We start from the raw sequence: 13,587 nt of genomic DNA, 5'->3' as shown, positions 1-13,587 counted from the left end.
CTGAGAGGGCCGCCGCATGACGGTGACCGCACCCAACCCCGCCCCCGCCTCCGAGGTTCCCCGGTCGAGCGGCACCCGGCTGGTGGACCGCGTCTTCAAGATGCGCGAATTCGCCATCCTGGCCGTCTTCCTGGTGATGATCGTCATCACGCAGATGGGCAACAGCCAGTTCCTGTCCGAGCAGGGCATCAAGGACCTGCTGCTGAACGCGACCATCCTGGTGCTGGTCGCCACCGGCCAGTCGCTGGTGGTGATCACCCGGAACGTCGACCTGTCGGTCGGCTCCACGCTCGGCATCAGCGCCTTCGCGGCCGGCACCTATCTGCAAGGCGGCGGGAACCCCGTCGTCGCGGTGTTCCTCGCGGTGCTGCTCGGCATCGGCTGGGGACTCGTCAACGGCCTGCTGGTCAGCCTCGGCCAGGTACCCGCGCTCGTCGTCACCCTCGGCACGCTCTACATCATCCGCGGCATCGACTCCATCTGGGTCGGCTCCCGGCAGATCACCGCCGCCGACCTCCCGGGCAGCTTCGTCGACTTCGGCTCCGGCGGCATCTCGGCGGTGCCCTACCTCGCCCTGATCGCCCTGGCCGTGCTGCTGGTGACCGCCTACTACCTCAAGCACTTCGGCAGCGGACGGGAGTTGTACGCGCTCGGCTCCAACCCCGAGGCCGCGCGGCTGGCCGGCATCCCGGTGCGCAAGCGCATCCTGACCGCGTACGTCGTCTGCGGCGGCCTCGCCGGCCTCGCCGGCGCGCTCTACCTCGCCCGGTTCGGCAACGTCGACTCCGGCACCAGCACCGGCTACGAACTCACCGTCGTCAGCGCCGTGGTGGTCGGCGGCGTCGTCTTCACCGGCGGTTCCGGCAGCGTCTACGGCGCCTCGCTCGGCGCGCTGCTGCTCACCTCCATCAACAGCGTGCTGCCCGCGCTCGGCGTCAGCTCCGTCTGGGTGCTCGCCATCAACGGCGTCCTGCTCATCCTCGCCATCGCGGTCGACCGGATCGTCGCGCTGCGCGTGGCCTCCGCACTGAAGAAGAGGAACGCCCGCCATGGCTGACTCGCCCCTCGCGCGCGCCGTCCGCTGGGACACGGTCGTCGGCGCCCTCCTCATCGTCCTGCTGCTGTTCTCCTTCGGCTTCGTCGACGGCTTCGGCAACGCCCTGAACCTGTCGTTCCTGATCGGCAACACGCTGCCCATCGCGCTCATCGCGCTGCCGATGACCCTGCTCGTGGTGGCCGGGGAGATCGATCTCTCGGTGGCCTCCACGGCCGGTCTGTCCGGCTCGGTGATGGGTGCCCTGTGGAACCAGGGCATGGCGATCGAGACGATCATCCCGCTGTGCCTGCTGCTCGGCGTGGTGTGCGGACTGGTCAACGGCCTGCTGGTGACCCGGCTCGGCCTGCCCTCCCTCGCCGTCACCATCGGCACGCTCGCCGCCTACCGGGGCATCGCGCAGATCGTGCTCGGCTCGGACGCGGTGACCGATTTCCCCACGCAGTACCAGGACTTCGCGGCGGGCCGCATCGGGAACACCTTCATCCCGCAGGCATTCCTGCCCTTCCTGGTGCTCCTCGCGATCGCCGTTCTCGTCCTGCACGCCACCCCGTTCGGACGCTCGGCCTTCGCGGTCGGCGCCAACGAGGAGGCCGCGCGATTCGCCGGCATCCGGGTCAAGCGGCAGAAGCTGATCCTGTTCGTCGCCACCGGCTTCATGGCCTCGCTGACCGGCATCTTCTGGGCGCTGCACTACGCCAGCGCCCGCTACGACAACGCAACCGGCCTGGAACTCTCCGTCGTCGCCGCCGTCCTGCTGGGCGGCATCGACTTCGACGGCGGCAAGGGCACGCTCGGCGGCGCTGTCGCGGGAGTCTTCCTGCTCGGCGCGCTGCAGAACGTGATGAGCCTCTCCAACGTCTCCGCGCAGTCGCAGATCGTCGTCACCGGCGTTCTGCTCGTCGTCTCCGTGCTCGGCCCCCGGGTCGCGCGGCAGATCTCCGTAGCGAGGGCGGGCCGCAGAGCCGCCTCGACTCCGACCTCGTAACCGCCCACCCCCGTAAAGGAACTTCCGCCATGCGCAAGTCAACGATCCGCCGCGCCTGCGTGGCGCTCGCCGCCGTCACCTCGCTCGCCCTGGCGGCCACCGCCTGTGGTGGCACCACCAAGAAGGACGTGAAGGCCGACAGCGGTTCGAACGCCACGGCCGGCAAGGCCGACCCGAACGCGGCGACCAAGAAGGGCCTGACGGTCGGATTCCTGCCCAAGCAGGTCAACAACCCGTACTTCACCTCGTCCGACAAGGGCGGCGAGAAGGCGCTGACGGAACTGGGCTCCAAGTACAAGGAGGTCGGCCCCAGCAGTGCCACCGACACCTCCGGCCAGGTGAGCTATGTCAACACGCTCACCCAGCAGCAGGTCGACGCGATGGCCGTGTCCGCACAGGACCCGGGCGCGCTGTGCACCGCGCTCAAGCAGGCCATGAGCAACAAGATCAAGGTCGTCACCTACGACTCCGACACCAAGCCCGAGTGCCGCAACGCCTTCGTCTCCCAGGCCAGCGCCGAGGACCTGGGCCGCACCGAGGTGCAACTGCTCGCCGAGCAGATCGGCTACAAGGGCGAGATCGCGATCCTGTCCGCCGCGCAGACCGCCACGAACCAGAACACCTGGATCGACTTCATGAAGGACGAACTGAAGGACCCCAAGTACAAGGACGTCAAGCTGGTCAAGGTCGCCTACGGCAACGACGACGCGCAGCAGTCCTTCCAGCAGACCCAGGGCCTTCTCCAGGAGCACCCGAACCTCAAGGGGATCATCTCCCCGACCACGGTCGGCATCAAGGCGGCAGCCCAGTACCTGTCCGGCTCGAAGTACAAGGGCAAGGTCAAGCTGACCGGCCTCGGCACCCCCAACGACATGCGCAAGTACGTCAAGAACGGCACCGTCGACGGCTTCGAGCTGTGGGACCCGGCGAAGCTCGGTGAGCTCGCCGCCCGCACCGCCGTCGCGCTGGTGTCGGGACAGATCAGCGGCAAGGAGGGCGAGACCTTCAAGGCGGGCGACATGGGGACCTTCACCATCGGCAAGGACGGCGTGATCAACCTCGGCAAGCCGACCGTCTTCGACACCAAGAACATCGACCAGTTCAACTTCTAGGCGCTGAAGGGTCCTTGATGCAGCGCGTGTGCTTTCTGCTGAAGGTCCGGGCGGACCGCCTCGACGAGTACCGCGAGCGGCACGCCGCCGTGTGGCCCGAGATGCTCCAGGCGCTCTCGGCCACCGGCTGGCACAACTACTCGCTGTTCCTGCGCGAGGACGGACTGCTGGTCGGCTACGTGGAGACCGAGGACTTCGCGGCCGCCCGGGCCGCCATGGAGGCCACCGCCGTCAACGCCCGCTGGCAGGCGGAGATGGCGCCGTTCTTCGAATCGCTGGACGGCGCCAGACCCGACGAGGCGATGAAACCCCTCACCGAAGTCTTCCATCTCGCCTGACCAGGAGCCCCGCACATGAGACGACGCGCCTTGCCGAGGACGGCGCCGGCGGCCATCGTCGGGGGTCCCGGTCACGGCGGTACGGCGCGGGCCGCCGACCCGGGTCCCGCCAGCGCCGCCGTGTACCGGGAGAAGACCGGCGGCACCACGCCCCGGGCACTCCACGCCGTCGCATTCCGGCTGCCCGCATGAGCGCCGGTCCCCGGGGACGCGCGGGTAATGTGAAGGCCCGCCCGCCGCTTCTCGTCTACCTGGAGGTTCTTGCCTGATGGCTCAGTCGGTGGGTATCAAGGACGTCGCCCGCGCCGCCGGAGTCTCCGTGGGCACGGTCTCGAACGTGATCAACCGCCCGGACAGCGTGGCCTCCGAGACCCGGGCGCGCGTCCAGTCGGCCATAGACCGGCTCGGCTACGTCCGCAGCGAGTCGGCGCGCCAGCTGCGGGCCGGGCGCAGCCGGATCATGGGCCTGCTGGTCCTCGACATGGGCAACCCCTTCTTCGTGGACGTGGCGCGCGGCGCCGAGCGGGCCGCCCGCGACGCCGGGCTCGGCGTGATGGTCTGCAACAGCGCGCAGAGCGCGAGCGAGGAGGCCGACTACCTGTCGCTCTTCGCCGAGCAGCGGGTCCGCGGGGTGCTGCTCACCCCCGCCGACGCGACGGGGCGCAACATCGCGACCTTCCGCCGCAACGGCATCCCCTTCGTACTGGTCGACCGGGTCGCCGAGGGCACCACCGAGTGCTCGGTCTCGGTCGACGACGTGGAGGGCGGCGCGCTGGCCGTACGCCACCTCGTGGACGCCGGTCACCGCTCGATCGCGTACGTCAGCGGACCACCGGGACTGAACCAGGTCACCGACCGGCGCACCGGCGCGCTGAACGCGCTGGCCGAGGCCGGGCTGCCGCCCAGCGCGCTCAGGGAGCTGCCGACCCAGCGCCTGGACGTCGCCGCGGGCCGTGACGCAGGCGCCCGGCTGCTCGGCCTGGCCGTGCGCCCGACCGCCGTCTTCTGCGCCAACGACCTGCTCGCACTCGGTGTCCTGCAGGCCATGTACGCGGCGGGCGTCGGCGTCCCCGACGACCTCGCGATCGTGGGCTACGACGACATCGAGTTCGCCGCCGCGGCGGCCGTCCCGCTCACCTCGGTGCGCCAGCCCGCCATGACGATGGGCGCCCTCGCCGCCGAACTGCTGCTGGAGGAGACGGAGGCCGAGACCGCTCCGGTGCCGCACGAACACCGGCGGGTGGTGCTCCAGCCGGAGCTGGTGGTACGCCGCTCCAGCCTCTCGGCACGCTGATCCTCCCCACCCGGTGCTGAGCGGCCATTCAGTACGGTTTCTTGATCCCCGGGCTCGGCCGGGCCGGGACCATGTGTTCAACTGGGACGCAGTCTGGAATCCGTACGCCTGGGGAGTCCCGTTGACCGTCAGCTACCGCCAGCCCGGTGTCGTCCTCACCGACCACCGCTTCACCGTGCCCCTCGACCACGACGAGCCGACGGGGGAGAGCATCCAGCTGTTCGCCCGCGCGGCCGTCGCGAGCGAGAAGGCGCACCAGGACCTCCCGTGGCTGGTCTACCTCCAAGGCGGCCCCGGCTTCGGCGCCAACCGCTTCGTCGGCAAGCAGGCCTGGCTCGGCCGCGCGCTCAAGGAGTTCCGGGTCCTGCTGCTGGACCAGCGCGGCACCGGCCACTCCACGCCGGCCAACCGCCAGACACTCCCGCTGCGCGGTGGCCCGCGCGCGCAGGCGGACTACCTCACCCACTTCCGCGGCGACTCCATCGTCCGCGACTGCGAGGCCATCCGCCCCCGGCTCACCGGCGGCGCGCCCTGGACCGTACTGGGCCAGAGCTTCGGCGGCTTCTGCGCGGTGAACTACCTCTCGACGGCACCCGAAGGACTGCGCGCGGTCCTGATCACCGGCGGACTGCCCTCGCTGGACGCGCACGCCGATGACATCTACCGGGCCGCGTATCCCCGAATCGAACGCAAAGTGGCGGCACACTACGCGCGTTACCCCCAGGACGTGGAGCGGGCCCGGCAGATCGCCGAGTACCTCCTGCGGCACGAACCGGTCCTGAGCGGCGGCTACCGCCTCACCGTCGAGGCCTTCCAGTCGCTCGGCATCCTCCTCGGCGGCGGCGAGGGCAGTCACCGGCTGCACTACCTCCTGGAGGATGCCTTCGTGCGCACCCCGCAGGGGCCGGCCCTCTCCGACGCCTTCCAGGAGGAGGTGCAGGGGCTGCTCTCGTACGCGGGCCACCCGCTGTACGCGCTGATCCACGAGGCGATCTACGGGCAGGACGACCGGCCCACCGCCTGGTCGGCCGAGCGGGTGCGCGGCGAGTTCCCGCAGTTCGACGCGGCCAAGACACTCGCCGACGACGGGCCCCTGCTGTTCACCGGTGAGTCCGTGCATCCCTGGATGTTCGACACCGACCCCGCGCTGCGGCCACTGCGCGAGACCGCCGCCGAACTGGCCGCCCGCACCGACTGGCGGCCGCTGTACGACCCCGCCCGGCTCGCCGCCAACGAGGTCCCGGTGGCCGCTGCCGTCTACCACGACGACATGTACGTCGACACCGGGCACGCGCTGCGCACCGCCCGCGCCATCGGTGGTCTGCGCACCTGGGTGACCGACGAGTTCGAGCACGACGGCGTACGGGCCGGCGGACCCCGCGTCCTGGACCGTCTGCTGGCGTTGACGCGCGACGAGGTCTGAGGACCCCGCGGTCGTGAGCCGCGTCCGGCCCGGCGGACGGCGGACCAGGCACGGTGATGGGGTCGACGCCGCGTCCGGCATCGGCTGACGTCCGGCCCGGCACGGCGTTCGGTTCCGCACGGTGTCGGGTCCGGTGGGGAAGGGGGACGGGTGAGGGACGACGAAGGGCTTCTCGCCGAGCGGTTCGAGGAGCACCGGGGCCGCCTGCGAGCGGTGGCCTACCGGATGCTCGGCTCGCTGAGCGAGGCGGACGACGCCGTGCAGGAGACCTGGCTCAAGCTGAGCCGGACCGACGCGGCCGGCATCAGGAACCTGGCGGCCTGGCTGACCACCGTGGCAGGCCGGGTCTGCCTGGACATCCTGCGCACCCGCGCCGCGCGTCGTGAGGAGCCGATGGACACCTACGTCCCCGATCCGGTCGTGAGTCCCCTGGACCGGGTCGATCCCGAACAGGAGGCGCTGCTGGCCGACTCGGTCGGCCTCGCCCTGCTCGTGGTGCTGGAGACGCTGGAGCCCGTCGAGCGGCTCGCGTTCGTGCTGCACGACATGTTCGCGGTGCCCTTCGAGGACATCGCGCCCGTGGTGGGCCGTTCCCCGGCCGCGACCCGCCAGCTCGCCAGCCGCGCGCGGCGCCGCGTCCAGGGAGCCGCACCGGGGGCCGAGCCGGATCTCGGCCGGCAGAAGGAGGTCCTCGACGCCTTCCTCGCGGCCTCACGCGCGGGGGACTTCGAGGCACTGGTCGCCGTCCTCGACCCCGACGTGGTGCTCCGCGCCGACTCCGGCGCCCTCGTCGGCGGCGCGGCCGCGTCCAAGCTGGTGCGCGGTGCCCGGACCGTCGCCGGGCAGGCGCTCATGTTCCGGCGGTTCGCGGACTCCTCGCGGCTCGCGCTGGTCAACGGCGCCGTCGGCGTCGTCACGGCGCCCGGGGGCCTGCCGCTGGCGGTCATGGGCGTCACCGTAACCGACGGGAGGATCGCCGGGATGTACATCCTGTCCGACCCCGAGCGGCTGGCCCGGCTCGACCTCACCCCGTTCGGCGACTGACCGGCGACCGCCCCGTCCTCCTCGGTTCCCGGTCATGTCATCGGCCCAGTTCAGGGCGTTGTTCCCGGGTCAGTAGGCTGGGGGCATGCGGGAAGAGAGTGGAACAGCCACGGACCGGCTTCTGGAACTGCGGGCCGACTGCGGTGAGTGCTTCGGGCTGTGCTGCGTCGCGCTGCCCTTCGCCCGTTCGGCCGACTTCGCGATCGACAAGGACGCCGGGAAGCCGTGCCCCAACCTGGCGGCCGACTCCCGGTGCGGGATCCATACGGGGTTGCGCCGGAAGGGCTTCACGGGCTGCACGGTGTACGACTGCTTCGGCGCCGGGCAGAAGGTCTCCCAGGCCACCTTCGGCGGCCAGGACTGGCGTTCCGTCCCGCGGGAGCGCGCCCGGCAGATGTTCGACGTGTTCCCGGTCGTCCGCCAGCTCCACGAACTGCTCTGGTACCTGAACGAGGCGCTGACGCTGCCCGCGGCCGCCCCGGTGCATGCCGACGTCCGCCGTGCGCTCGCCACCACCGATCGGCTGACCGGCCTGACCCCCGGCGAGCTGGAGGAACTCGACGTCGGCGCGCACCGGCAGGAGGTCAACGTACTGCTGCTGCGTACCAGCGAACTGGTGCGGGCGGGAGCCGGGCGCGGGAAGAACGGCAGGAAGAAGGACCGCCGGGGCGCCGACCTGATGGGTGCCCGTCTCCAAGGCGCCGACCTGCGGGGTGCGGATCTGCGCGGCGCGTACCTCATCGCCGCCGACCTCACGGGAGCGGATCTGCGCGGCGCGGACCTGATCGGCGCCGACCTGCGGGACACCGATCTCACGGACGCCGACCTGACCGGGGCGTTCTTCCTGACCCAGCCCCAGGTGAACGCGGCCCGGGGCGGCGCGGGCACCAGGCTGCCGCGGTCAGTCGGCCGACCGGATCACTGGTCGGCCGGGCGCTGAGTCCGGTGCGGGCGCCCGGTCTTCGAGGTGCAGCCGCAGCCCTTCCGGCATCAGCGTCAGACGCTCGGCGATCCGCAGCCGGTAGCCGGGCTCGGGGCGCAGTTCGTAGCGGCGCAGCAGCAGCCCGAGGACCAGTGTCGCCTCGTGCAGCGCGAACTGGCGGCCGATGCAGGCGCGGGCGCCGGTCCCGAACGGCTTGAAGGTGTGGCCGGGCCGGGACCGTACCGCCTGTGCGTCGAAGCGGTCCGGGTCGAAGGCCTCCGCGTCGGCTCCCCAGACGTCCGGATCGCGGTGCAGCATCGCCGTCAGGACCAGGGTCCACGCCCCCCGCCGCATCGGGTGGACGCCGCCCAGCACGGTGTCCTCCCGGGCCTCGCGCGCGAAGGCGGGCGCCGTCGGCCACAGCCGCAGCGACTCGTCGAGGATCCGGCGCACGTACCGCAGCTTGGCGACCTGGTCGTAGCCCGGCCGGGGCGTGTCGCCCCAGACGCGGTCCACCTCGGCACGGGCGCGGGCGGCGATGCCGGGGTGCCGCGAGAGGTAGTGCAGGGCGAACGAGAGCGCACCCGAGGTCGTCTCGTGACCCGCGACCAGGAACGTGATGACCTGACGGCGGATGTTCTCGGGCGTCAGCCGCTCCCCGGTCACGGGGTGGGCGGTCTCCAGCATGCGGTCGAGCAGGTCTCCCGCGCCGCCGGATCGCCCACGGGCCGCCACGACACCGTCGACCGTGCGGTTGAGGTACGCCATGTCCGCCGCGTTGCGCCGGGTGGCGCCGCGCAGCACCACGGGTGCCAGGGGCGCGGGGAGCACGTTGAGTCGCTGCGCGTAGGTCAGGGTGCCGACCATCGCCGTCACGAAGGGATGCGGCCGGGAGCGCTCGAAGGAACCGAAGTCGTGGCCGAACCCGGTGCGGGCGATGGTCTCCAGCGTCAGTTTCGTCATGTCGGCGGGCACGTCGACCGCGCGTCCGGCGGCCCGCTCCCGGTCCCATCGGTCGGTCAGCCGCTCCGCGACGGCCAGCATCATCGGGTGGTACCCCTCCATGGCCTCACGGCTGAACCCGGGGGCGAGCACGTCGTGCGCCAGTTGCCAGTTCGGCTCGTGGTTGTAGGCCGTGAACAGCCCGTCCCCGGCGACCGGCCGGAGGTTGGCCACCCCGAGTCCCACGTGCTTGGCGAACCGGGCCTCGTCCGCGAGTTCGGCCGCGAGCTCCGCGCCCCACACGAAGACGATCTCCTTGCCGAAGGCCCTGCGCCGGAAGATCGGCCCGAGTTGACGCCCGAAGCGCATCGAATCCTGCAACGGGGAGCGGACGTTGGAGCCGATCACATCCCCGATCACCGGGATCCGGTACGGCGGGTGCGGGATGCGGTGCAGCTCCGGCCAGCCCAGCTCGGCACTGCGGAACCCCTTGGGCAGGAGGGCTCCTGTCGTCTCCGCCATCACGCGATCTCCCTTGTGCCTGCGGCCGTCCGGCTCTGTTGTACGCGGGTTCAATAGCGGATTCCAGTCTGTTCCCGTTGCTGAACCGACGTCAAGTAAGGTGCGGACATGGCCGGGAGACGGGGGGAGCGGGAGGAGCGAACGCGCCGTCGGCTCAGTACCGCGGAACGCCGGGAACAGCTTCTGTCCGTCGGGGCGCGGCTCTTCTCGGAGAGTCCGTACGACGAGGTGTGGATCGAGCAGGTCGCCGAGATCGCCGGAGTGTCGCGTGGTCTCCTCTACCACTACTTCCCGACCAAACGGGACTTCTTCGCCGCCGTCGTGGAGCGCGAGAGCGAGCGCATGCTCCGTATGACGGCGGCGGCGCCCGGGGTCGCGGTGCGGGAGCAGCTCGTCGCCGGGCTGGACACCTTCCTCGCGTACGTCGAGACGCACGCCCACGGCTTCCGCGCCTTCCACCGCGCCGACGCGGCCGGTGACCAGGCGGTGCGCGCGGTCTACCGGCGGGCGCTGGCCGCCCAGGAGCGGCAGATCCTGGAGACGCTCGCCACGGACCCGGACTTCGGCCGCGCGGCCGTGGAGCGGCCCGAGTTGCGGATCGCCGTGCGCGGCTGGCTCGCCTTCACCACGGCCGTGTGTCTGGAGTGGCTGCGGGGAGCCGAGCTGACGCGGGAACAGCTGCGCGATCTCTGCGCGCGGGCACTGCTGGGAGCGATCGCTCCGTAACCCCTGGGGGTGCTATAGGGGCGGCACGGTTGGCGTGCACCCGGATCTTCGATAGGTTAGGCAAGGCTTACCTAATGGAGGTTGGAATGGGTGACCGAATGGGCGACCGTCATGTCTGGACGGCCGCGCCCTCCGTGGCCGAGCGCGCCCGCTCGGTGCTAGCCGCGGCCTGGTCCTGCGCGGTGACCGCCGAGGGGGGCCGGGAGGAACTCCTCGGCGCGCACAGCGTCACCGCGGACGGCAGGGTCCTCCTGCACGTGCCGGAGGACAGCGCGCTGCTCGCCGCCGCCATCTGCGCGCCCCGCGGCGAGCCGTCGGCCGTCCTGGAGTTCGCGGACGTCGCGCCCGTTCCCGTACGCCGCCGGATCCGCACCCGCCTGTGGATGGCCGGCTGGTTCGTGGTGGGGGAGGGGCATCTGGAGTTCCGGGCCTCGCGTGTCGTGCTGCGTGACGCCTCCGGCGCCGTGGTGGTCGGCCTCGACGAGTTCGCCGACGCCGTCCCCGACCCGCTGGCGACGGCCGAGGCCGCTCTGCTCACCCACCTCGCCGGCGCGCACCCCGACGCCGTCGAGCGGCTGACCCGCCTCGTCGAGCCCGAGAGCCTGCACGGCGCGGTCCGCGTCCAGCCGCTCGCCGTCGACCGGCACGGCCTCACGCTGCGCATCGAGCGGGCGCGGGGCAACGGAGACGTACGCCTGCCCTTCCACGCGCCCGCCGACGACGTGTCCCAGCTCACCGAGCGGATGCATGTGCTGCTCACACAGGCGAGTTCCACCACCTGCCCCCGTGCGCTACAGCGGCAGCGCGCAGACGGCGACGGGTGACGCGAACGGCTTGCCCGCGAGCCGGAGACCGCCGCTCGCGCCGTCGACATGGAAGACGCTGACCGTGCCCGAGCGCTGGTTCGCCGCGAACAGCAGCCGCTCGTCGGGCGAGAAGGCGATCTGGCGCGGGAAGTCGCCGTGGACCGGCACCGTGTCCAGGAGTTTCAGCCGCGCGCCGTCCGCCTCGACCGCGTAGCGCGTCAGGCTGTTGGCGCCGCGATTGGCCAGGAAGGCGTACGCGCCGTCCGACGTCACGAGGAACTGCGCCGGATAGTTGGTGCGGGTCCCGGTCCCCGTGGACTGCGCGTCCCCCAGGGTGAGCCGCCCGCTCGTCCGGTCGTACCCGCAGACCACGACCGTGTTGTCCACCTCGTTCGCGAGATAGGCGAAGCGGCCGCCGGGGTGGAAGGTGAGGTGGCGCGGTCCCGCGCCCGGACGGGTGTGCGCCTGGGAGACCTCGGCGAGAGTGCCCGCGGACTGGTCCAGGCGGTAGCTGTAGACGGTGTCGGTGCCCAGGTCGACGGCGAGGACATGGCTGCCGTCCGGGCCGGTCAGGAACTGGTGGGCGTGCGGTCCCCGCTGGCCGGGGCCGGGAGCGGGGCGGGTGTGCGTGACCAGATCCGTGCGCTCGCCGAGCGCGCCAGAGGTGTCGATGGGATGCACGGCCACACTGCCCGAGCCGTAGTTGGCGCTCAGCAGCCAGCGCCCGCTCGGATGCACGGACAGGTGGCAGGGGCCCGAGCCGCCCGTGCTGCGGGAGCCGAGCACCTTGTCGCCCGCGAGCCGTACGGCCGTCACCCGGCCCTCGGGCTGCTCGTCGACGGCGTACAGGGTGTGCCCGTCCGGATGCACGGCGAGATAGGAGGGATCGGCGACGCCGGTCACGGTGCCGGTGGACGTGATGGCGCCCGTGGCGGAGTCGTACGTGGCCAGTCCGATCCCCTTCCCGCCGCCGTCGACCGAGGTGTACGTGCCGAGGAACAGGCGACGGGCGGTGGGCGCGGGCGAGCGGCCGGTCGGGGGCGAGCCGACGGCGGGCGCGGGCACGGCCCGCGCGTCCTCGGCGCGGGGGGCCGCCGGCGCGGGCAGTGCCGTCGCCGCGACGGCTCCCGTCAGCGCCCCGACGAACCGGCGCCTGCTCCAGCCGCCGCCCGCGCCGCGCTCCGGTTCTGCACCACTGCTCATGCCTGCACCTCGGGTGTCGGTTGCCTCAGCCGTGACACCACCATGGCTTGCGACCCCCGTGCGGCGCAAAGGCGGCGCCTGACGGTGCGGGCCGCGCACCGCGCACCGCTTCCTACCAGTCACCGTCCGTGACCGGTTTGCCCGGCGCGTCACCCAGCTGGATCACCTGGTCGGGCGAGGGCGTCTGCCAGGGCTCATGGTCGGCGCCGAGCCACTCGCCGACGGGCCGAACGGCGCCCAGCGCGTCGGTGGGGGCCACGTCCCCGGCGTCCTCGTCGTAGTACTCGAACCAGGGCAGCCCGGCCCGGGTGTAGGCCGCGCGGTCCACCGGCGACGGCGGGGGAGCCTCGCCCGTGACGCGCCGCCACTCGGGAGGCGTCATGAGGTGGACGAACACACGGCCGGCCGGCTCCGCGGCCCAGGCGTCGAGGGGCCGGTCGGACGGGTGGATCTCCTGGCGCATCGAGCCGCCCACCCCGAGCCCCATGGCCGGCGCGCTTCTCGCACGGCCCGCGGCGGCGGGCGCGGCCGTGGGGGCCGGCATGCCGCCGGGCGCCGGGGGAGGGGCCCCGTAGCCGGACATCAGTGCGGCCGACCGGCTGATCTCGGCCCGGCGGCGCTCCCGCTCGCGCCACTTCGCGAGCTCCGCCGCACGGAGCGTGAACGACTGCAACTGGATGCCGCCCCACACCTCCTCACCGGTCACCTGTCCCTCGACCGTGGCTCCCAGCCCGAGGGGCACGGCCACGAACTGGCGGACCTTCCCCCTGCCGGAGTTGATGCCGTCGAGCCAGGGCTGACGCGGCAGTACCACGTGGTTCTGCGGGGTCAGGGACAGCCGGGGGCTCCACGGCTCGCCCGAGATCGCGCACACCTTGCCCACCCCGACCTGCAACGCGGCCGGTTCCGCCGAGCCCGCGAAGCTCAGCCACATGGCCTCGCGCAGATGAACGGGGAGCATCACACCGCCGCGCGCACGCCACTCGGCGGGCACCGTGTCCGCGTGGTCCTCGACGCGGCGCAGGGGGAACTCCCCGAGGCCGGGCGGCAGTCCGTGCGTACCCGTCTCGGGCAGACGCAGGGTCCGCATGAAGCGGATCCGCACACCCCCCGGCAGCAGCAATGAGTTCCCCTCGATCCGTACGGTGCCCTCGGTCATCCGCTCTCCCCCTCGTCCTCGGTGCCGCGCCTCCTGGGGCGTGCTGCGAAAGTC

14 protein-coding genes are annotated in these 13,587 nt (G+C 72.1%); 11 read left to right on the top strand and 3 right to left on the bottom strand.

Annotated elements, in window-relative coordinates:
* Positions 1-16 precede the first annotated feature (16 nt).
* From ACFVTC_RS19720 to ACFVTC_RS19680, 9 genes are all read left to right on the top strand, one after another.
* Complete coding sequence (locus ACFVTC_RS19720) at positions 17-1,057, top strand: ABC transporter permease (RefSeq protein WP_390128616.1); 1,041 nt, start codon at positions 17-19, stop codon at positions 1,055-1,057.
* Positions 1,050-2,042, top strand: a complete 993-nt coding sequence (locus ACFVTC_RS19715) for an ABC transporter permease (RefSeq protein WP_390128614.1) — start codon at positions 1,050-1,052, stop codon at positions 2,040-2,042. Before ACFVTC_RS19720 ends, ACFVTC_RS19715 begins: the two co-directional genes overlap by 8 nt.
* Before the next feature lie 29 nt (positions 2,043-2,071).
* Entirely contained in the window at positions 2,072-3,154 is a 1,083-nt protein-coding gene (gene rhaS / locus ACFVTC_RS19710) for a rhamnose ABC transporter substrate-binding protein (protein WP_390128611.1), read from the top strand.
* Between the two features lie 17 nt (positions 3,155-3,171).
* Positions 3,172-3,492: an L-rhamnose mutarotase gene (locus ACFVTC_RS19705; RefSeq protein ID WP_390128609.1), complete on the top strand. Its 321-nt coding sequence runs from the start codon at positions 3,172-3,174 to the stop codon at positions 3,490-3,492.
* A gap of 15 nt (positions 3,493-3,507) precedes the next feature.
* Positions 3,508-3,684: a hypothetical protein gene (locus tag ACFVTC_RS19700; RefSeq protein WP_390128608.1), complete on the top strand. Its 177-nt coding sequence runs from the start codon at positions 3,508-3,510 to the stop codon at positions 3,682-3,684.
* 76 nt (positions 3,685-3,760) lie between these two features.
* Positions 3,761-4,786: a LacI family DNA-binding transcriptional regulator gene (locus ACFVTC_RS19695; RefSeq protein ID WP_390128606.1), complete on the top strand. Its 1,026-nt coding sequence runs from the start codon at positions 3,761-3,763 to the stop codon at positions 4,784-4,786.
* 121 nt (positions 4,787-4,907) lie between these two features.
* Positions 4,908-6,209, top strand: a complete 1,302-nt coding sequence (locus ACFVTC_RS19690) for an alpha/beta fold hydrolase (protein WP_390128603.1) — start codon at positions 4,908-4,910, stop codon at positions 6,207-6,209.
* A gap of 150 nt (positions 6,210-6,359) precedes the next feature.
* The gene (sigJ, locus tag ACFVTC_RS19685) at positions 6,360-7,253 is read left to right on the top strand and encodes an RNA polymerase sigma factor SigJ (protein ID WP_390128601.1); all 894 of its coding nucleotides are present in this window, start codon (positions 6,360-6,362) and stop codon (positions 7,251-7,253) included.
* 85 nt (positions 7,254-7,338) lie between these two features.
* On the top strand, positions 7,339-8,193 hold the full coding sequence (locus tag ACFVTC_RS19680; protein WP_390128600.1) for a pentapeptide repeat-containing protein: 855 nt from the start codon (positions 7,339-7,341) through the stop codon (positions 8,191-8,193).
* Here the strand turns inward: ACFVTC_RS19680 and ACFVTC_RS19675 are convergent.
* Positions 8,155-9,639, bottom strand: coding sequence for a cytochrome P450 (locus ACFVTC_RS19675; RefSeq protein WP_390128598.1), 1,485 nt, complete (start codon positions 9,637-9,639; stop codon positions 8,155-8,157). The two genes, ACFVTC_RS19680 and ACFVTC_RS19675, sit on opposite strands and share 39 nt — an antisense overlap.
* Positions 9,640-9,747: 108 nt before the next feature.
* On the opposite strand from ACFVTC_RS19675, the gene ACFVTC_RS19670 reads away from it, so the two are divergent.
* A complete protein-coding gene (locus tag ACFVTC_RS19670) occupies positions 9,748-10,365 on the top strand; it encodes a TetR/AcrR family transcriptional regulator (RefSeq protein ID WP_390128596.1) in 618 nt (205 codons plus the stop codon).
* Positions 10,366-10,463: 98 nt separating this feature from the next.
* A complete protein-coding gene (locus ACFVTC_RS19665; RefSeq protein WP_390128880.1) occupies positions 10,464-11,189 on the top strand; it encodes a DUF2470 domain-containing protein in 726 nt (241 codons plus the stop codon).
* On the opposite strand, the gene ACFVTC_RS19660 is transcribed toward ACFVTC_RS19665, so the two are convergent.
* Both ACFVTC_RS19660 and ACFVTC_RS19655 read right to left on the bottom strand, forming a co-directional pair.
* Positions 11,157-12,374: a lactonase family protein gene (locus tag ACFVTC_RS19660; RefSeq protein WP_390128594.1), complete on the bottom strand. Its 1,218-nt coding sequence runs from the start codon at positions 12,372-12,374 to the stop codon at positions 11,157-11,159. The genes ACFVTC_RS19665 and ACFVTC_RS19660 overlap by 33 nt on opposite strands.
* A 112-nt stretch (positions 12,375-12,486) precedes the next feature.
* A complete protein-coding gene (locus tag ACFVTC_RS19655) occupies positions 12,487-13,533 on the bottom strand; it encodes a hypothetical protein (protein ID WP_390128592.1) in 1,047 nt (348 codons plus the stop codon).
* Between the last annotated feature and the right edge of the window lie 54 nt (positions 13,534-13,587).

Source organism: Streptomyces sp. NPDC057950, assembly GCF_042887295.1.
GTDB classification, from domain to species: Bacteria; Actinomycetota; Actinomycetes; order Streptomycetales; family Streptomycetaceae; genus Streptomyces; species Streptomyces kaempferi.
Note: the sequence above shows the minus strand (reverse complement) of the source record. Positions and strands in the feature narration are given on the sequence as shown.

What these genes read in the sequence shown, in the direction of transcription:
- ACFVTC_RS19720 (WP_390128616.1), top strand. Translation starts at nt 17, where the DNA reads ATGACGGTGACCGCACCCAACCCCGCCCCCGCCTCCGAGGTTCCCCGG.
- ACFVTC_RS19715 (WP_390128614.1), top strand. Translation starts at nt 1,050, where the DNA reads ATGGCTGACTCGCCCCTCGCGCGCGCCGTCCGCTGGGACACGGTCGTC.
- rhaS (WP_390128611.1), top strand. Translation starts at nt 2,072, where the DNA reads ATGCGCAAGTCAACGATCCGCCGCGCCTGCGTGGCGCTCGCCGCCGTC.
- ACFVTC_RS19705 (WP_390128609.1), top strand. Translation starts at nt 3,172, where the DNA reads ATGCAGCGCGTGTGCTTTCTGCTGAAGGTCCGGGCGGACCGCCTCGAC.
- ACFVTC_RS19700 (WP_390128608.1), top strand. Translation starts at nt 3,508, where the DNA reads ATGAGACGACGCGCCTTGCCGAGGACGGCGCCGGCGGCCATCGTCGGG.
- ACFVTC_RS19695 (WP_390128606.1), top strand. Translation starts at nt 3,761, where the DNA reads ATGGCTCAGTCGGTGGGTATCAAGGACGTCGCCCGCGCCGCCGGAGTC.
- ACFVTC_RS19680 (WP_390128600.1), top strand. Translation starts at nt 7,339, where the DNA reads ATGCGGGAAGAGAGTGGAACAGCCACGGACCGGCTTCTGGAACTGCGG.
- ACFVTC_RS19675 (WP_390128598.1), bottom strand. Translation starts at nt 9,639, where the DNA reads ATGGCGGAGACGACAGGAGCCCTCCTGCCCAAGGGGTTCCGCAGTGCC.
- ACFVTC_RS19670 (WP_390128596.1), top strand. Translation starts at nt 9,748, where the DNA reads ATGGCCGGGAGACGGGGGGAGCGGGAGGAGCGAACGCGCCGTCGGCTC.
- ACFVTC_RS19665 (WP_390128880.1), top strand. Translation starts at nt 10,464, where the DNA reads ATGGGCGACCGTCATGTCTGGACGGCCGCGCCCTCCGTGGCCGAGCGC.
- ACFVTC_RS19660 (WP_390128594.1), bottom strand. Translation starts at nt 12,374, where the DNA reads ATGAGCAGTGGTGCAGAACCGGAGCGCGGCGCGGGCGGCGGCTGGAGC.
- ACFVTC_RS19655 (WP_390128592.1), bottom strand. Translation starts at nt 13,533, where the DNA reads ATGACCGAGGGCACCGTACGGATCGAGGGGAACTCATTGCTGCTGCCG.